Origin of the sequence: Mariprofundus ferrinatatus (assembly GCF_002795825.1) — a bacterium.
Lineage (GTDB): Bacteria > Pseudomonadota > Zetaproteobacteria > Mariprofundales > Mariprofundaceae > Mariprofundus > Mariprofundus ferrinatatus.
Map to the genome: position 1 here is coordinate 1,284,982 of NZ_CP018800.1, position 17,842 is coordinate 1,302,823.

General features: G+C 52.6%; 16 protein-coding genes. 9 read left to right on the forward strand and 7 right to left on the reverse strand.

The window, feature by feature from the left end; all coding sequences use genetic code 11:
- The first annotated feature begins 11 nt into the window (after positions 1-11).
- From Ga0123462_RS06260 to Ga0123462_RS06290, 7 genes are all read left to right on the forward strand, one after another.
- Positions 12-608: an SH3 domain-containing protein gene (locus Ga0123462_RS06260; RefSeq protein ID WP_232726381.1), complete on the forward strand. Its 597-nt coding sequence runs from the start codon at positions 12-14 to the stop codon at positions 606-608.
- A 3-nt stretch (positions 609-611) separates the two neighbouring features.
- Complete coding sequence (locus Ga0123462_RS06265; RefSeq protein ID WP_100265514.1) at positions 612-869, forward strand: accessory factor UbiK family protein; 258 nt, start codon at positions 612-614, stop codon at positions 867-869.
- A gap of 236 nt (positions 870-1,105) precedes the next feature.
- Positions 1,106-3,295: a CHASE2 domain-containing protein gene (locus Ga0123462_RS06270; protein ID WP_100265515.1), complete on the forward strand. Its 2,190-nt coding sequence runs from the start codon at positions 1,106-1,108 to the stop codon at positions 3,293-3,295.
- On the forward strand, positions 3,264-3,776 hold the full coding sequence (locus Ga0123462_RS06275) for an SH3 domain-containing protein (protein WP_100265516.1): 513 nt from the start codon (positions 3,264-3,266) through the stop codon (positions 3,774-3,776). Before Ga0123462_RS06270 ends, Ga0123462_RS06275 begins: the two co-directional genes overlap by 32 nt.
- A complete protein-coding gene (locus Ga0123462_RS06280) occupies positions 3,769-4,644 on the forward strand; it encodes a M48 family metalloprotease (protein ID WP_157821293.1) in 876 nt (291 codons plus the stop codon). The genes Ga0123462_RS06275 and Ga0123462_RS06280 overlap by 8 nt, the downstream gene beginning before the upstream one ends.
- Positions 4,645-4,680: 36 nt before the next feature.
- Complete coding sequence (locus Ga0123462_RS06285; RefSeq protein ID WP_100265518.1) at positions 4,681-6,864, forward strand: HD family phosphohydrolase; 2,184 nt, start codon at positions 4,681-4,683, stop codon at positions 6,862-6,864.
- 100 nt (positions 6,865-6,964) lie between these two features.
- Positions 6,965-8,524: a YifB family Mg chelatase-like AAA ATPase gene (locus tag Ga0123462_RS06290; RefSeq protein ID WP_100265519.1), complete on the forward strand. Its 1,560-nt coding sequence runs from the start codon at positions 6,965-6,967 to the stop codon at positions 8,522-8,524.
- A 68-nt stretch (positions 8,525-8,592) separates the two neighbouring features.
- Here the strand turns inward: Ga0123462_RS06290 and Ga0123462_RS06295 are convergent, their stop codons facing one another.
- Complete coding sequence (locus Ga0123462_RS06295) at positions 8,593-9,660, reverse strand: cytochrome-c peroxidase (RefSeq protein ID WP_232726382.1); 1,068 nt, start codon at positions 9,658-9,660, stop codon at positions 8,593-8,595.
- Positions 9,661-9,793: 133 nt separating this feature from the next.
- Here Ga0123462_RS06295 and Ga0123462_RS06300 point away from each other — a divergent pair, with 133 nt between their 5' ends.
- A complete protein-coding gene (locus tag Ga0123462_RS06300; protein ID WP_100265520.1) occupies positions 9,794-10,207 on the forward strand; it encodes a hypothetical protein in 414 nt (137 codons plus the stop codon).
- A 131-nt stretch (positions 10,208-10,338) separates the two neighbouring features.
- Positions 10,339-14,136 carry a PAS domain S-box protein gene (locus Ga0123462_RS06305; RefSeq protein WP_100265521.1) on the forward strand — a complete coding sequence of 1,266 codons (3,798 nt, stop codon included), beginning with the start codon at positions 10,339-10,341 and terminating at the stop codon, positions 14,134-14,136.
- A gap of 11 nt (positions 14,137-14,147) precedes the next feature.
- Here Ga0123462_RS06305 and Ga0123462_RS06310 read toward each other — a convergent pair whose 3' ends face one another.
- The 6 genes from Ga0123462_RS06310 to Ga0123462_RS06335 all read right to left on the reverse strand — a co-directional run bounded on the left by Ga0123462_RS06310 (position 14,148) and on the right by Ga0123462_RS06335 (position 17,842).
- On the reverse strand, positions 14,148-14,564 hold the full coding sequence (locus Ga0123462_RS06310; RefSeq protein WP_157821294.1) for a hypothetical protein: 417 nt from the start codon (positions 14,562-14,564) through the stop codon (positions 14,148-14,150).
- 19 nt (positions 14,565-14,583) lie between these two features.
- Positions 14,584-15,237 (reverse strand): hypothetical protein, encoded by a 654-nt coding sequence (locus tag Ga0123462_RS06315; RefSeq protein WP_100265523.1) that lies wholly within the window; start codon positions 15,235-15,237, stop codon positions 14,584-14,586.
- 69 nt (positions 15,238-15,306) lie between these two features.
- Positions 15,307-15,630, reverse strand: a complete 324-nt coding sequence (locus tag Ga0123462_RS06320) for a hypothetical protein (protein WP_157821295.1) — start codon at positions 15,628-15,630, stop codon at positions 15,307-15,309.
- A gap of 73 nt (positions 15,631-15,703) precedes the next feature.
- The gene (locus Ga0123462_RS06325; protein ID WP_100265525.1) at positions 15,704-16,060 is read right to left on the reverse strand and encodes a hypothetical protein; all 357 of its coding nucleotides are present in this window, start codon (positions 16,058-16,060) and stop codon (positions 15,704-15,706) included.
- A gap of 97 nt (positions 16,061-16,157) precedes the next feature.
- Positions 16,158-16,556, reverse strand: a complete 399-nt coding sequence (locus tag Ga0123462_RS06330) for an OsmC family protein (protein ID WP_100265526.1) — start codon at positions 16,554-16,556, stop codon at positions 16,158-16,160.
- A 2-nt stretch (positions 16,557-16,558) separates the two neighbouring features.
- Complete coding sequence (locus Ga0123462_RS06335) at positions 16,559-17,842, reverse strand: NAD(P)/FAD-dependent oxidoreductase (RefSeq protein WP_100265527.1); 1,284 nt, start codon at positions 17,840-17,842, stop codon at positions 16,559-16,561.

Genomic DNA, 17,842 nt, shown 5'->3' on the forward strand with positions numbered 1-17,842 from the left:
TACTCCTGCTGATGATGCTTCCAGGCTGCGTTGCATTAACCGCCGTCTCTGCCATTCCTGGGGCACTGTTTGAAGTGGCAGCCAATCAGTTTATTGGTAAAGAGAAGAGTTATCCTGCCAACATGCGGAAAACGCTGACAGGTGTTCAGCAGAGCCTGCAATCATTGAAACTGGATGTCGATGTACTGGAGATTCAGCAAGATGGCGGTTATGGCATCGGCTTTGGCAATGAGCGTCTGGATGGTGAAATCACCTTACGCACTCAGACACCGGAACTCACCACAGTTTATATAAAGGTGAAAGGTAGCTCGCGAGAGGAGTCGGTTGAGCACGCTATTATCGAGGTCATCGACGAAAAATTGAAGCGCCTCCCTGCATCAGCCCATATGGACACATCCAAGTACAACAATCTCAGACAAGACCCCAGTGTCAAATCGCCCCGTGTCGGCTGGTTCCGCCCCGGAGCAAGTCTTGAGGTCACACAAAGCGGGGCTAGGGAGTGGCTGAAAATCAAGCTGCCTTCCGGCGATTACGCCTACCTGAAAGGGGCAATCAAAGAGGGCGATCCTGCACAAAAAAGAAAAACTATCCTGAGCAAATCGGAGTAACAGATGACCCATCAACAGCAACCTCTGGATGACATTGCAGAAAAAATTGCCGGCGGCATTCGCATGCTTGGCGGCCTGAAACAGGGTGCCGAAGCGCAGGTGCGCGGTATCGTAGAGAATGCCCTGTCGCAGTTCGATGTGGTAACCCATGAACGCATGCAGGTACAGGAAGTGATGTTGAAAAAGGCGAAAGAGGAGTTGCATGCGCTTGAGGCACGCGTCGCCGAGCTGGAAGCGGCGCTCAAAAAACTCTCGCAGTAAGCGCCGGACAGCTCCGCACCTGTTAAAGCAATGCTGCGTATTGCAATGAAGTTGCAGCCGCATCGCTTCTCTGACCGAACCAACAGTGAAAATGGATTCGTCTTGGTCTAAACTGAACATATGTCAGGCTGGTTCCTCCAACCCATGTTTAAGTTCTCCTGCCGTTGCCGGCAGCTGCAGCTTACATTCCTGAGTGTGTCAGCCACAGCTGATCCTGGAACAACTGGCAACCGACGGTGAATGAAAGCTCCTCTGCCCGGGAGAAGCAGGGTGCCGCTAGCACGCCCAGGTTACTGTTGTTATGTACACTGTTCACATCCCTGTTATCCATTTTTTATCTGGTTGATGCGTTTGAATCTGCCCATGACGCCATTTCCGACCAGTTACAGATCCACATCTCATCCCCCCCAGACGAGAAACCTGTTGTCTATCTTCTGATCACTGATGCCAGCCTCATCGAGGCTGACGAAGTAGACGGGATCAGTTGGCCATGGCCACGCTCCGCCTATGCAGAAGCCGTTCGTTTCCTTAATAACGCAGGCGCAAAAGAGATCATCTTCGATATGATTTTTAGTGAGCGCTCCGTGCATGGATATGAGGATGATGTCGGCTTTGCTTCGGCAGTTGAGGAGGCTGGCGTGATCCTGGCCAACCTCTCCAGCAGCCATCGCAGTGCCATGTCGGAACAGAGAGCCCTGGAGAACCTGCGAATAACAGATCGTTTTGCCCTGCCGGTGGAAGGAACTGATGCAACCATGTTTAAGGATTACCCTTATATCAGGGCGCCTGTTGCTGAACTCACTGAGCGTGTAAAAGCAGTTGGTGATGTGAAGTTTGTACAGGACAGGGATGGCATTGGCCGGCGAATTCCCATGCTGATCAGAAGTGGTAATCGCTACCACCCATCACTATCCCTCTCAGCTTCAGCATCTGCTCTCGGCATCACCGCGTACCGTATCGAAGAAAACGAGCTTGTGCTTACCGGCCCGGGCATTGAGCGGTCGATTCCACTGGATGCCGAAGGCATGGCACGAAGCCATTACTACGGCGACTCCGGCATCTACGACAAATACCTTCTGTTAAGAGTCATCAAATCGCAGATCAGCATAGATGAGGGCAGCCCCCCCTACTACGACCCTGCGCTGTTCAAAGACAAGATCGTCATCATTGGTGCCGATGCTACAGAGTTGAAAGATTTCAGGCCCAATCCATTCAACAAGTCTAATGATCCGGGTGCCCACTACCACGGTACCGCCATCCATAATATTCTTGCAGGAGACTTTTTGCAGAGCCGTTATGAAGCAATCTATGTGCTCCCCGTACTCTTCCTAACCTCTCTGCTGCTGGCGCTTGTCACGGCGAGGTTCCGTGCCACCACAGGTTTTGCCTTCACCTTCCTGCTGCTGGCGTTGAACGCTGTAACTGCAATCTACATGTTCAAACATCATGGCCTGCTGATCGATGTAACAGCCACCTCCATCAACCTGATTGGCTGCTTTATCCTCGCCACCGGATTTAACTACGTGACCGAGGCCAGGCAGCGACACTTTGTTACCAGTGCATTTGGCCAGTACCTCTCCCCCGATGTGGTCAAAGCCCTGGTCGATGACCCCAATCGACTACTGCTTGGCGGCGACGTACGAACCATGACTGCATTTTTCTCAGATATTGCCGGTTTTTCCACGATATCTGAAAGGCTGTCGCCGCAAGCGCTGGTTGCCCTGCTCAACGAGTATCTCAGCGAGATGTGCGACATCATCGGCAAATATCATGGTACCGTCGATAAGTTTGAAGGTGATGCGATCATGGCTTTCTGGGGTGCGCCGATCTACCGGCACGACCATGCCCGTCTGGCGCTGCTGGCAGCACTCGAGATGCAGGAGAGGTTGCGGGTGCTGCGCACAAAATGGGCCGCCGAAGGCAGGGATCAACTGTTCGTGAGAATGGGCATCAACAGTGGTCCGATGCTGGTCGGCAACATGGGTTCACGTACCCGAATGAATTACACAGTCATGGGTGATGCGGTGAATCTTGCCTCACGGCTAGAAGCTGCAAATAAATTCTATGGCACCAACCTGATGATTTCGAAAAAAACCAGGGCGCTTGCAGGCGATGGCTTCGTCACCAGGGAGCTTGATGCCATTCAGGTCGTCGGCAAGAAAAAGCCGGTGTTTGTGTATGAACTGCTTGGTAAAGAGGGCGAGGTTGGAAAATCGCTGCAACATGGCGCTCAACTGTTCGAACAGGCATTAATATGCTATCGTAAAGGTGAGCTGTTTGCTGCGAAGGAGCAATTCGCGCAAGTATATGATCACATACCTGAGGATCCGGCTACAGCCGAGTTTCTGCGCAGAATAGAAGCAGCAGATAAGAATATGGTTCAAGGAGGATGGGATGGCGTTTTTAAGCCCGATTCCAAGATGTAGCCTGATAACTGCACTCCTGCTGTTACTGCCTGCATCCCCGGCGCTTGCCGCAGATGTGCCGGACAAAGGCAGCATACTGCGTATCTCTCTCTCCAAAGCGGTTATGAAGAGTGCACCCCGTGCCTTTGGAAGCAGCGTGATAAGAACACTGCCCAAGGGTGCATCTGTCACCTATCTCGGCAGTACAGGGATTTTCTACCACGTCAGCGACGGGCGCCAGAGTGGATATATCAGTTCGAAGGCTGTGGCGGAAGAACGAACGTTTACAAGCTTCTCCCGTTCCGGAGAGGTGACGCAGTCGGACATGGCAGCTGCCACCAAAGGTTTTTCCCCTGAGGTTGAGAGAGAAAACCGCAAGAACAGGCAGTTGCGTTACGACCTGATGGATCGGGCCGAACAGGTCTCCACTGTGAGCAACCCCGACACCTATCTGAGGAAGTTCCGTGAGCAGGGCAAGCTCGGGGAGTATGCAGATGAATAAGAGAACATTTGTACTGCTGACAATGCTCCTGCTCCCGGCATCGATCTCCCATGCTTTTGATTTCAGTTTTGAAGATCTTCAGAATATTGATGTCGGTAAGGTCATAGAGTTTGGTCAGACAGCCTCCAAGGCGGTGCGCTCGTTCTCTGATGAGGAGCGCTACTATATTGGACGAGCCAGTGGTGCACGTCTGTTGTCCAACCATCGCCTGCTTGGCAGGGCAGCACTGCAGGAGTACGTCTCTGCCATCGGGCAGACACTGGCTATGGCCTCGGGCAGACCGGAAGTTTATGCCGGCTACCACTTCATTGTGCTGGATGAGCCGCAGCGGGTGAATGCCTATGCAGTACCTGGCGGGTTTATCTTTATTACCACCGGCCTGATCGCCAAGACCAGAAACGAGGATGAGCTTGCAGCAGTGCTTGCCCATGAGATATCCCATATTGTCCTCGACCACCCTGTCGGCTCGATCAAAAAACAGTACAGGGACAAACTGATGAGAGACATTCTCAGTGAGGCAAGTGAGAGATATGCCTCTGAGAAGGTAAAAAAACTGGCTGAGCTTGCCGGCGGTCTGAACAACCTTTCTGGCTTGCTGGTCGATTTTGCAGCCAAAGGTTACAGCCGCGCCAAGGAGCAGGATGCGGACATGGTAGCTCTCACCATCCTTCGCACGGCAGGCTACGACCCCACCCGCTTCCCGCATGTACTCTCAAGGCTCAGTGCTATTGGAAGCGGCATTTCCGGAACCCATGGTAATCCCCGGGAGCGGGCCGGAGCTGTTACACAACGCCTTTCAAGGGATGTGCCTGTTGTGGTAAGAGAAAGGAACAGTCGGTATCTGACTGTCATGACCCAAACCCGATAACATGATATATCCAGCCGCTGCCATAGGAGCTTACGCATGAAAGGAAAGCTGCTGAGCAGATTCTCGGAAGTACAGAATATCGCGCACACACTCGCCACGAAGCAGAGCACCGGCGATGTGCTCTCCTCATTATTGACAGGTGCCAGAAGGGTATCCGGGGCTGACGGCGGAACCATTTACCTGCTGGGAAGCGATAATCAGCTCCACTTCACTGTCATGCAGAATGAGACGTTGAAAATCTCACATGTCGAACCTTCCGAAAAAAGCACCTCTTTTATTCCCATTCCCCTGTATGACAAAGAGGGAAACCCGAATCAGGAAAATCTCGCTGCCCGCGCAGCCATAGAGAACAACAGCTCCAATATTCCGGATGTCTACGCAGCAGAAGGCATTCATACATCGGGTATCAGGGCTTTTGACGAGCAGATGAATTACAGGACACAGTCACTGCTGACAATTCCCATTCACAATCAGACATGGGGGGTTATCGGCGTCCTTCAGCTGATCAATTCGGTTAATAAAGATAGCGGACAGGCTGAACCCTTTTCAGAAGCCGACCTGCTTCTGGCTGAGGCCCTGGCATTTCAGGCAGGCACAAATATCACCAATGCCCGTATAAATGCAGAGTCTGAGAAGTTGCTTGACCGCGTAACACGGCTCAACCAGATCGGCATCTCCCTCTCCTCTCAGGAGAGCACCGAGCAGTTGCTCAAAGAGATTGTCATCAGTGCCAAAGCGCTTACCTTTGCCGATGCTGGCACACTGTATCTGCACAAGGACAACAAGCTCCATTTTGAGGTGATGCAGACCGACTCCCTTGATATTCATTTGAGCAGTGCGGATGGCAACCTGAGCAATATCGAGCCGATCCCGCTATACGATATGCGTGGCAATCCCAATGACCGACTTGTGGCTGCCAGTGCCGCACTGCATGGATCTACAATCAATATTCCGGATGTTTATCAGGCTGACGGCTATAATTTCACAGGCACCCGGGCCTTTGACCGTAAAAACGGCTATCGATCCCAATCCTTCCTGACTGTACCGATGCATAATCAGAAAAAAGAGCTGATCGGTGTCCTGCAGCTGATCAATGCGATCTCTCCGGACAGTGGTAAGATCACCAGTTTCTCAGAAGAGGATCAGCAGCTGGCGGAATCATTTGCCTCCCAGGCCGCCGTTGCACTGACCAATAAACGGCTAAATGAAGAGCTGCAACTGTTACTGGAATCTTTTATCGATGTGATCTCGAAATCGATTGATGAAAAATCCCCCTACACGGGTGGCCACTGCCGCCGTGTTACGGAACTTGCCATGATGACCGCCAGGGCGGCAAGTGAAACAGATAGCGGTCCACTTGCCGGCTTCAGACTCTCGAAAGAAGAGATGTATGAGATGAAAATTGCCGCCATGCTTCACGATTGCGGAAAAATCACGACACCGGTCCATATTGTCGACAAATCCACTAAACTGGAGACTATCCACGACCGAATCGACCTGCTGGATCTGCGTCATGAACTGATAAGGCGTGATATGATGATCGAAAAGCTTCAGCAACAGGTTGCAGAACCGGATTCGGTACTGGAATCACTTCAGGAACCGCTATCAAAACTGCAGGAGGATATGGCGTTCATTCACCAGAGTAATATGGGGGGCGAATTTATGGCGCCCGAAAGGCAGCAGCGCATCCATAACATTGCGGCCGAATACTCCTGGCAGGATGCCTCCGGAAAGATACACCCGTTCATTACCGATGATGAGGCTTACAACCTGAATGTGGCCAAAGGCACGCTGACCGATGAAGAGCGGGAAATCATCAATTTCCACATCGTCTCAACCATTCGTATGCTTGAAGCGCTCCCCTTCCCGCAACACCTTCAACATGTTCCTGAAATCGCCGGCGGCCACCATGAGCGCATGGACGGCAAAGGCTACCCCAATGGTCTCACCCGCGATCAGATGTCCGTTCAGGCCCGTATTCTCGGTGTCGCAGATATCTTCGAGGCGCTGACGGCGTCGGATCGCCCCTATAAACCCGGCATGCCGCTCTCCAGAGCCCTCTCCATTCTCGAAACCATGAAGGGTGAAGGGCATATCGATCCCGACCTCTTCGACCTGTTTATCGATAAAAAAATCTATCTCAGCTATGGGCACCGTTTTCTCGATAAACAGCAGGTCGATATCGATGCCTATCACCCGAAGGGAGACGGTAACCAGTAAATATCCGCGGCTCAGGAACAGATCCGAACAATCGGATCCGAGCAATAACCGTTCATATCCAGTAACATGAAAAATACAAATTATAGTCTACAATCTGAATATGCTGGCCAGATTATATAGTGCATCCCTGCGGGGACTCGATGCCGAACACGTCGATGTCGAGGTGGATCTGTCAAAAGGGCTTCCGTGCTGGAGCTTAGTCGGACTTCCTGAGGGGGCAGTTCGCGAAGCGCGCGACCGTATCCGTTCTGCAGTCGTTAATTCCGGTTTTGAGTTCCCGCTGCGCCGCATCACGGTCAACCTCTCTCCTGCAGATCGGCGTAAAGATGGCTCACATTTCGATCTGCCAATCGCTATCGCCCTGCTCAAGGCGTCCGGACAGCTTTCAGAACAACCCAGGCTGCCGCTGTTGAATGGCAGCAGCGCACCAGCAAAAGATGCTGAAACCCCGTTTCTGATCGGCGAACTCGCACTGGATGGACGCCTCAATCCGGTTAACGGTGTACTTTCACTGGCCCTTTTCGCACGCCAACAGGGGTTCAGCAGCATCATCCTGCCAAAAGATAACCTTCGCGAGGCCGTAGCCGTTACAGGGTTGACTGCATACCCGGCAGAACACCTGCTTGCAGTGGCTGAGCACCTGTCAGGCAAATCGCTTCTACAGAGCGCTGCACGACCCGAAGAGGGTTCTCATGATCGAGAAATTGATATCGATATGGCCGATGTTCGTGGCCAGCAGCAGGCGCGAAGAGCACTTGAGATCGCCGCTGCCGGAGGTCATCACCTCCTGATGAGCGGTCCTCCCGGTGTCGGCAAAAGCATGCTGGCAAAATGCCTGCCCGGCATTCTGCCTCCGTTAACGATGGAACAGGCGCTGGAGGTGACCCGTATCTACAGTGTTTCCGGTGACAACTCCCGCTTTCCAATGAGCAGGTGTCCTCCACTTCGGCAACCGCATCACTCTGCATCCGATGTCGCAATCATTGGTGGCGGCAGCAATCCGAGACCGGGAGAAGTATCCAAGGCCGACCATGGCATCCTGTTTCTCGATGAGCTCCCCGAACATAAGCGGATTGTTCTGGAAACACTCAGGCAGCCCCTGGAAGATGGTCGCGTCACCGTGGCGCGTGCCGCTGATACCGTTGAGTTCCCTGCCCGCTTCCAGCTTATCGCAGCCATGAATCCATGTCCGTGCGGTTACCTCGGACACCCCGTGAAACCGTGTCGCTGTTCACAGGCAGAGATCAGACGTTACATGGGTCGCATCTCAGGTCCGTTGCTCGATCGTTTCGACCTGCGTATCCATGTGCCGCCAGTAGAGCATCACGAGTTGAGTCGCATGCAGCCTGGAGAGCCTTCGAAAAAGGTGGCCGAACGCATAAAACTGGCGCGTGCCAGGCAGTATGGGCGACTGGGCAGCGGAAACGTCAATGCACGCATGAGTTCCAGCGATATCGAACGTGACGCCAAACCGGATGAGGAGGGTGCAAAGCTGATCGATCGAGCCATGAACCATTTTGCCCTGTCTGCCCGCAGTTACCACCGTATTCTGAAAGTCGCCCGCACCATTGCCGATCTTGATGCCTCTGAAAGCGTCACTGCATCGCATATCGCCGAAGCGCTGCAGTATCGTGGAGAAGACTTCATTGATACAGCCTGAGTTGTATCAAACAGCATAAACAAGGGCCTCCGAAGAGGCCCTTGTTTATATCTTACAGCTGAAAGCCCTTAATCACTCCAGCTAAGTGCATGCCCTTCTGGTCGTGGCAGCACCGGGAATGTCACCTGTGGCTGCGTGCCGGTCAGGGTTTTCAGGAACTCGACGATATCCGCAGTATCCCCATCAGAGAGTTCGGTATCGAGCTGGGTCTTGGCCATCACGCGAACGGCCTCATCCAGCGTTTTAACGCCACCATCGTGGAAATACGGGGCAGTGAGTGCCACATTGCGCCAGGACTGTACGCGGAAGAGATGATCATCTTCATCCTTGCCGGATACGGATTTCACACCCTCATCGGTGCCATAGGCGAACTTCTGGAAGGTGTTGTTGGTGAACAGGGCACCGGAGTGGCATGAGGTACAACCGACCTCGACCACCTTCTGCATGCCGCGCTTGGCAGCCTCGCTGATATCAGCTTTACCCTGGGCATAGAGATCGAACGGAGCATCCGGCGTGATCAGTGTGCGTTCAAAAGCGGCAATGGCTTTGGCCATGTTATCGTAGTTCAACGCATTGGCACCAAACACCTTTTCAAACAGCGGTCCGTAACCTGCCTCAGTCAGGCGGGCAACCACTTCAGTCTCATCCATGCTGGCCATCTCGACCGGGTTCAGTGGCGGGCCCTTGGCCTGATCTTCAAGCTGTGGTGCACGACCATCCCAGAACTGGGCGCTCCAGAAAGCGGAGTTCAGCACGGTTGGTGCATTGCGCCCACCGCGCTGCCATTTGTGACCGATAGAGAACTGCTGATTGTCCACACCGCCAGTGCCGAGGTTGTGGCAGGAGTTGCAGGAAAAGTTGCCGCTCTTGGAGAGTGCCGGTTCAAAGTAGAGTATCTTACCCAGCTCAACCTTCTCTTCTGTCTGAGGATTGTCGGCCGGAACAGGCACTTCGGTTGGCAGCGGGCCCATGCCCTCGGGAAGATCGGCTGGTGGTGCTGGTGCAGGTTCCGGCTGTGCTGCCGGTTGTGCTGCCTGCTGGACGGCAGGTGTATCCTTGGATGAGTCCGAACAGCCAACTGCTGCTACAGAGAACATCGCCAGTATAGTTATGGTAATCATGGACTTGTTTTTCACGGCAAACTCCTTTGAAATTCGATCCATTGAAGACTAAATCGCTGTAATTTGTAGTCAATGTTACTTAATTGTATATATTTCTAACCATGCCAATCGAGCCTTTCCTTATCCAGAAAGAGATGATGCAGAGCAGATGATCTCTCCTACCTCTTTGACCATCGTCTCCTATGCCGTGCCGGCAACACTGGTTGGTGGCCTCACATTATGGGTAGGACGTGAGCGCAATATTGACTGGAAAATCTGGGAGCCGGTCGTGATGGCAGTCCCCTTTCTGATGGTGCTGATCTATATCGTGCTGACCTTTGGAAGTATTCACCAGGGGGTAATAGAGATGGGGTTCCATCCCGTTGCCGTGGCGATGATTGCAGGCATAGGCGGTTTTCTCGGAGGCCTCACACTGCTGCCACGGATCCTGTTTCCCAACACGGATGTTCCAGATGGAACAGTGTCAGCAGCATCCGCATTCCTGGTCGGGCTGTTCTGCCTGAAAATGTTTTTCCTGATGGCAGCCTTTGCCAATCCCAAAGCGCTGATTGCACCTGATTAAGCCGATGAACCTCTCCGGAGGTTCATGTTGGCACGAAAATTGGTTGTATGCTTAAGGATGTTGATGGAAATTGATTAAACCGGGCATGGAGCCCTTCAGACCTGACAGAAAATGTCACTAAGGATGGCCTCATGAAAGAAATTATAGACCAGCTCGCCTCACATGACCTGCTGCAGGATATTATTGAGGGCGTCCCTATCCGTATCTTCTGGAAGGATCGTGACTGCCGCTACCTGGGCTGCAACACCATCTTTGCCTGGGATGCAGGTGTATCCCGCCCGGAGGGACTGGTCGGCAAAACCGATTTCGATTTGATGTGGAAGGATCAGGCGGAACGCTATCACGCAGATGATTTCAGCATCATGGAGTCCGGCAACTCCCGACTGGCGTATGAGGAGCAACGAACAACACCGGAAGGCGAGACAATCTGGCTGCGCACCTCGAAGGTGCCGCTGCGCGGCAAAAACGATGAAGTCATTGGCATTCTTGGCATCTATGAAGATATCACCGCAGAAAAAAACAAGCAGATAGCCCTGCAAAACTCTGAAAAGACACTTAACCATATTTTCAACAGCCTTCAGGAGGCCTATTACCGCACCGACATTGAGGGGCGGATAATCAAGGTTTCTCCTTCCGCAGGTGCAATGATGGCCTGCGAGGCGGAAGAGCTTTTAGGTCAGGAAATTGCTCAATTCTATCTCCATGAAAGCGGCCGCGAGCAATTCCTCAAAGAGCTGCATGAAAATAACGGCACTGTTTACAACTTTGAAGCTCAGATCAGAAGAGTGGATGGTGAAATCATCTGGGTATCGACCAACGCCCACTATTTCCGCAACATGCAAGGAGATGTTACCGGGGTAGAAGGCACCATCAGGGATGTAACAAAGCAGAAGCAGGTAGAAATGGACCTTAGGGATATTCGCCACAGGTATCAGCAGGCGCAGCGCATTGCCCACCTCGGCCATTGGCAACTCGACCTGACCAACAATGCACTGACCTGGTCCGAAGAGGTATTCCTCATCTTTGAGATCACTCCGGAGCAGTTCGGCGCCTCCTACGAAGCGTTTCTGGATGCTGTCCATCCCGAGGATCGCGATTATGTCAACACGGCTTATTCCGACTCTCTTAACAACAGAACCGGCTTCGACATCGAACACCGGCTGCTGCTGCAGGATGGCCGTATCAAATGGGTAAACGGGCGCTGTGAAACCAGTTATGCCGAGGATGGAACAGCGCTCTATTCGACCGGTACCGTTCTCGATATCACTGATCGTAAACTGGCTGAACAGGAACTGCATCAGGAGGCAGCCTTCCGCAACCAGCTTATGGATCGTGCTTCGGAGGGCATTGCTGTGTGGTGCTCCGAAGGTGATGAGGGCTCTGCAAAATTTATTACCTGGAACCGGCGTATGCAGGAGATCACCGGTTACACACGGGATGAGATCAACAGACACGGCTGGCTTGAAACCATTTACGACAACGAAACCGAACGAAACCGAGCCAGAGATACCATGCAGAGCGTCATCGCTGGTAACCCCAACTTTGGAAAGGACTTCGAAATCGTTACCAAGAGCGGAGAAAGACGAACCGTGCACATCTCCTCCTCTGCCATCTACCAGGAGGAATGCACACCCTGTGTGCTCGCACTGATTCAGGATGTCACCGAGCACAGAGTGCAGCAGCGCCTGCTGAGTGATGAGCGCAAGCGCTTTAAAATGCTGTTTGAATCCTCCAGCGACGGCATCTTCATTCTCGATATGCATGGCCATTTCATCGACATCAACCGCACTGCACATGAACGGCTGGGCTACAGCAAGGATGAGATGATGGCGATGAGCATCAGGGAGCTCGATCCGCCCGAATTCGCCGCAAGGGTTCCCGAACGTATCGCCATGATCAAAAAACATGGTGCCGCCACCTTTGAAACCGCCCACTACAGAAAAGATGGCTCCATCATGCCGGTAGAAATCAACTCGAGGATTATCGAGCTCGACGGCGAACCGGTGTTTTACAGTGTGCTTCGTGATATCAGCGATCGAAAAAAAGCTGAAGAGGAGTTGCAGCTCGCCAAATTCGTGATGGATCATGCTCCGGTCAATATCACCTTCATCGACTCCGATGCCCGCATTCGCTACCTGAACGGGACGGGCTGTGAAACACTGGGGTATTCACAGGAGGAGGCGCTGAATCTTTGCATCCCCGATATCGACCCCCTCTTTCCTATCGAGATATGGGGGGAACACTGGGCCGACCTGAAGGCCAGAAAATCACTCATTGTCGAAACCCAGCATCAGCGAAAGAGTGGAGAAATATTTCCGATCGAGGTCATGGCCAACTACATGGAGTTCGGCGACAAGGCCTATAATGTTGCCTTTGACAGGGACATTAGCGATCGCAAACTGGCTGAAGCAGCCATGCAGCGCTTCCGTGTTGCCCTTGATAACAGTGCAGACGCGATTTTCATCATAGATCGCAGCTCCATGATGTTTATCGATATGAATGAAGCCGCATGCAACAGAATGGGCTATACCCGGCAGGAACTGCTCGCCATGGGCCCCGGTGACATCACGCCATACCTGAGTCGCGAACAGCTTGAGGCCTCCTTTGACCAGATGTTCAGGGATGGAAGTGATAGCAGCACCATCGACACGGTTCACGCCTGCAAGGATGGCTCGGAATTCCCGGTGGAGGTTCGCCTGAGATCCTTTAAGGAAGATGGCAGGGAGCTGCTTGTTGCGATTGCACGAGATGTTTCCGATCGCAAGGATCTCGAAGAGCAGCTGCGTCATTCACAAAAAATGGAGGCGGTAGGCACGCTGGTCGGAGGCATCGCCCATGACTTCAACAATATGCTGGCAGCCATTCAGGGGAATGTTTATCTGGCAAAAATGCAGTTAAGGGACCATCCTCAGTTGGGTGACAGGTTGCGCAACATCGAGAAACTGGGCAACCGTGCAGCCGAAATGGTACAGCAGCTTCTCACCTTTGCCCGAAAGGACAGCGTGACGAAGCGCGTATTCAGCCTCAACCCCTTCATGAAAGAGGGCTTCAAGCTGGCTAAAACCCTCATCCCGGAGAACATCGACCACCAGACCAGCATCTGCAGTGAACCACTGAGAATCGAAGGAGATGCCACGCAGCTGCAGCAGGTGTTGATGAACCTGCTGACCAATGCGGTTGATGCAGTTGCCGAGGTTCCGAACCCTGCGATTCAATGCTCGCTTACACCTTTCTGCGCTGATCCTGCCTTCCTTAAAAAACATCCCACATTAACCGGCAACAGGTTCGCCTGTATAAGCGTTGCCGATAACGGCCATGGCATTCCTGAGGATCAGCTGTCGAATATTTTCGAGCCTTTCTATACCACCAAGGAGGTCGGCAAAGGTACGGGACTTGGTCTTGCCATGCTCTACGGTGCGGTGCAGACGCACGATGGCGCGATCGAGGTCGAAAGCAAGGTGAACGGTGGATCTCTGTTCCGCATTTTCCTGCCATTGAGCAAGCAGAAAAGTGAGCCTTCCGCAGTGAGCAAGGCCGATGTCATGGATGGAGCAGGCAGAACCATCCTGATTGCGGATGATGATAAAGATGTCCGTCAGACAACCTGCGAGGTATTGCGCAGTCTGGGTTATCGGATCATTGAAGCGGAAGACGGAGAATCAGCACTGAACCTGTTCAGGAAACACCGCAGTGAAATCGATCTCATTATCTCGGATGTTGTAATGCCTAAAATTGGAGGTGCCGTGCTGTTAGAGGCAGTGCGCCAGATTAATGCAGAGCTTCCGGTAATCCTGGTAACCGGTTACGACAGGGACCATGTTCTGAATGAGGATGCGCAGATGGATTTCTGCCGCGTGGTTAACAAGCCATTTGATATTGATCTGTTATCGCACACGGTTCAGGAGCTTCTCGCCGCAGACCGGAACTGACAGTATAAGCTTTACTCGGTCGGCCAGCCATTGAAATAGGCGTCGCCGGAGAGGGCAAAAAGAAATACGCGACTCATGGCAAAGATGCCCGAGATACTCAGGCTGGCGATCACATTGACCAACAGCTTGGCAGCCACTGTATCCGCCTTGACAAGATAACGCGGCGTGAGCACAAAACTTCCAACCACCGCTGCCCCGATCACCTGCATCACCCAGAAGAATGTCCAGATACCGGTGCCCTGATAGAGCGCATCTACCGAGCCGAAAAAGATGTATGCCATGCCGACCACAGTAATCCACGGCATGAACAGAAAGGCGGCTTCAAAGGGGTGTATCGCGTTGAAGTGGCGTCCTTTGGAGTGGACCATGGTGGCAAATACAACGAGAACCAGTGCATAGATCAACAATGACTGAAGTAGCGGACTCACTTATATCCCTGCTTCCGAATCATAACCAACCTCGCTGATGCATAAGAAATTCGAATGTTTCGAGCAGCATATTTACATTTTCCGGCAGAAACAAAAAGAGCACAAAGGCTATGGCTACCATGATCAGGAAAAGCAGCAGGATGCCTGATATCATGGCAAAAAAGACTTTCCAGCCACCGAGTCCACAATGGAAACGCAAGCCCTTCCAGTTCAGAACCAGATTCCAGAGTGCCATCACCGGCCCCAGATAAGGACCCCAGGCAATCACGAATGGTGGTCCGCTATAAGCGCATACCTGAAATACCGAGGCCATAGAAACAGGTTTTCCGGAGAGTTTGCTTAACGACCAGCTCAACCATCTGCTCCACAGCAACGAAGTGGAGAGACCAATGGCAAGTGACACAGGCAGAATCGAGATAAAGATCAGTGCCCCCACTACCATGTTCGGAGCCAGACTCGATGCAATCGCACCGAATGTTGTGGTCATAAGGATTGATGGAATGGAGAGGTACATGGCGAGCAGAATCGCACTATCCTTCAGGTTCTTTGCCTCAGGCATGCCCTTGAACATCCGTTTCGGGAAAAACAGGGCCACCAGAAAGATCGAAAAAAACACCTCCGCCAGCTTGTCGCGACGGTAGTAGGTATACTGGGGGTTAAAACGGCCGCTCATAATGCGCAGGCGTGCTCAGATTGATGCTGTGAACCAATCCACATTACCCGCAATGCGCCTGACATCGGCTTAATCACGTTTGCAGATCGGACGATAGTCGGGCTCTTCCACCGCACGGGTGATGGAGTCAACAAAACTTGCCAGTTCATCGAAACTGAGAACGGATAGCAGTTTGGCAAGAATCTTCGCATCGACACTGGCCATGACCGAATCACCGTTGGCAAGTTTTACCTCAACGCCGGTAGCATTGAAGCTCTTCACCCCTTCCGCCTCAGCCATCAATGCCTCGGACATATCCAGTGTAGCCATGAAGAGTGCTTCAATTCTGTCATTGGTCACCTCATCCAGATCATCCGGAAGCAGCACCAGCAGCTCATCACCCTTCTCTTTCAACAGGGTTGCAACTCCGAGTTCATTGACCTGCGCTATAAAAAGATCCCGCGGCCGCGGATCAAAAAAGACATACTCAAGCATTCTTATTCAATTCAGCATCCGGCTCGCCTGTTGTTGCATCACCTGACTTTGCAAGTTTCAGAACCGCCGTCGCTGTCTCCACAGCAAGTCTCAGCTCTACAGTTCTGGCCGAAAACAGAGCCGCCGCAATGACATTACTGACACCCAATGAAACCATCAGCCAAACGATCACAACTGGTGCATAACTTGTTTCAAAGACGCTGCCGGATGCAAGTTTATAAAACAGGACGATCGGCACAAAAAAGATGACTAGCGTTATAACTGCCCAGGCGATCAACCTTCTCGGTTCGCGCTTATCAAGTTCAGATTTTGTCTCTTCAATCGCGTTCTCTAATGATTCAGTTCCCATTAGAATAAACTCCTCCAAGCTTAACCTGTTTCGACAATCACAATGGCCCGATGCAATACCTCGCTACAGCTGCAAGGTGATGGTGCGCATCGGTTGCTCAGTCAGTCGACAGGTTGATATTGATTTCAGGCGTGTGGTGCAGGGTTGCGTGAATCAGGCATGATGAAGCGACACGCTCCACGGCCTTTCTGCGTTTCTCGGGAAGTCCCGGCAGATGCACAGCAATGGTGAACGCACCAATTCTGCGCGGCGCATCCTCACTGACAGACCAGTCACAATCGACACGCAAGCCATCCGTGTCGATACCGGCCTGCTGGCAGTAACGGGCAACATAAAAGCCGATACAACCGGCCAAAGAGCCGGCAAAGAATTCCGGCGGCGTCATGCCGGAATCTTCGCCACCATTGTCCGTTGGCTGGTCAGTCATCACCGAGTGGCCGCGGCACTCAATATTGAATGCCGCCCCACTCTTAAACGTGGCAGTAAGCCTTGCCATTTCTACTCGCCATCCAGGCGTGTAATACCCAGAGTCTTCAGGAACGCCTTCTCGTAGAACGGTTCGGAAACACCGGTCTTCATCTTGCGCATGAAATACTTCTCAAACATCACCTTGGCAGTGTGCACCCACTTACCCTTCTTCATCCACTGAACATTGCGCGGTGGAATCTGAGGCAGCGCCACGAACGCCGCGCCGGTATCTCCCATGTCAGCCAGGCAGATCGCATTCCAGGTTCCGCATTTCTCGGGCTCTTCACCGAGAATGTCGTGGCAGATATTGTGAATTGCAGCTGTCACCATCGATTCTATCAGGTAACCGGTCTTCGGGGTTCCGCATGGTACAGGTGTGGCCTCTACCGGCGGAATAGCCACGCATACACCTGCCGAGTAGATATTCTTATAGGTCGGGTTCTGTTGCTGATCATTGATCATGACAAAGCCCATCGGGTTGCACATCTCCTCCACCTGTGCCACGGCGGGAATACCGCGGAACGGCGGCAGCATCATGGCGTACTTGAATGCCACCTCATGCGTATCCTCGGTTTCACCCTTACTGTTGACGGTTTCAACGTGCATCAGGCCATCTTCGATCTTGGTGGTCTTGGCATTGGTAAGCCACTTGATGTGACGCTGTCGCATCTCGGACTCGAGCATACCCTTTGAATCACCGACACCACCGAGACCCAGGTGGCCGATATATGGCTCACTGGTCACAAAAGTCATCGGAACCTTATCGCGAATCTTGCGGCGACGAAGTTCGGTATCAAGAATCATGGCGAATTCATAGGCAGGACCGAAGCAGGAAGCCCCCTGTACGGCACCAACAACGATCGGGCCGGGGTTCTTGCAGAACTCTTCAAATGCGTGGTAGGCCTCAACTGCATGATCGACATGGCAGACCGAATGGGTATGGCCGTCAGGCCCCAGTCCATCCACCAGTTCAAATGCAAGTCGCGGACCGGTGGTGATCAGCAGATAGTCATACTCGAGATCGTGACCATTGTGCAGGGTCAGCTTGTTCTCTTTCGGATGGATCTCTTTCACGCCACTGGCAACAAAGTTAATCCCCTTCTTGTTCAGGTACGGACCAACCTTAAAGCTGATATCCTCTTTGGTGCGCCAGCCGACTGCCACCCACGGATTTGAGGGCACAAAGTGGAAGTAGTCCACATTTGATACCACTGTTACTTCGTGATCCTTGCCGATTTTGTTGAGGGCCTCTTTCATCTCATAAGCAGCCGGCATGCCCCCGATACCTGCTCCCACGACTACAATATGCGCCAT

What these genes read in the sequence shown, in the direction of transcription:
- Ga0123462_RS06260 (WP_232726381.1), top strand. Translation starts at nt 12, where the DNA reads ATGATGCTTCCAGGCTGCGTTGCATTAACCGCCGTCTCTGCCATTCCT.
- Ga0123462_RS06265 (WP_100265514.1), top strand. Translation starts at nt 612, where the DNA reads ATGACCCATCAACAGCAACCTCTGGATGACATTGCAGAAAAAATTGCC.
- Ga0123462_RS06275 (WP_100265516.1), top strand. Translation starts at nt 3,264, where the DNA reads ATGGCGTTTTTAAGCCCGATTCCAAGATGTAGCCTGATAACTGCACTC.
- Ga0123462_RS06280 (WP_157821293.1), top strand. Translation starts at nt 3,769, where the DNA reads ATGAATAAGAGAACATTTGTACTGCTGACAATGCTCCTGCTCCCGGCA.
- Ga0123462_RS06285 (WP_100265518.1), top strand. Translation starts at nt 4,681, where the DNA reads ATGAAAGGAAAGCTGCTGAGCAGATTCTCGGAAGTACAGAATATCGCG.
- Ga0123462_RS06290 (WP_100265519.1), top strand. Translation starts at nt 6,965, where the DNA reads ATGCTGGCCAGATTATATAGTGCATCCCTGCGGGGACTCGATGCCGAA.
- Ga0123462_RS06300 (WP_100265520.1), top strand. Translation starts at nt 9,794, where the DNA reads ATGATCTCTCCTACCTCTTTGACCATCGTCTCCTATGCCGTGCCGGCA.
- Ga0123462_RS06305 (WP_100265521.1), top strand. Translation starts at nt 10,339, where the DNA reads ATGAAAGAAATTATAGACCAGCTCGCCTCACATGACCTGCTGCAGGAT.
- Ga0123462_RS06315 (WP_100265523.1), bottom strand. Translation starts at nt 15,237, where the DNA reads ATGAGCGGCCGTTTTAACCCCCAGTATACCTACTACCGTCGCGACAAG.
- Ga0123462_RS06325 (WP_100265525.1), bottom strand. Translation starts at nt 16,060, where the DNA reads ATGGGAACTGAATCATTAGAGAACGCGATTGAAGAGACAAAATCTGAA.
- Ga0123462_RS06330 (WP_100265526.1), bottom strand. Translation starts at nt 16,556, where the DNA reads ATGGCAAGGCTTACTGCCACGTTTAAGAGTGGGGCGGCATTCAATATT.
- Ga0123462_RS06335 (WP_100265527.1), bottom strand. Translation starts at nt 17,842, where the DNA reads ATGGCGCATATTGTAGTCGTGGGAGCAGGTATCGGGGGCATGCCGGCT.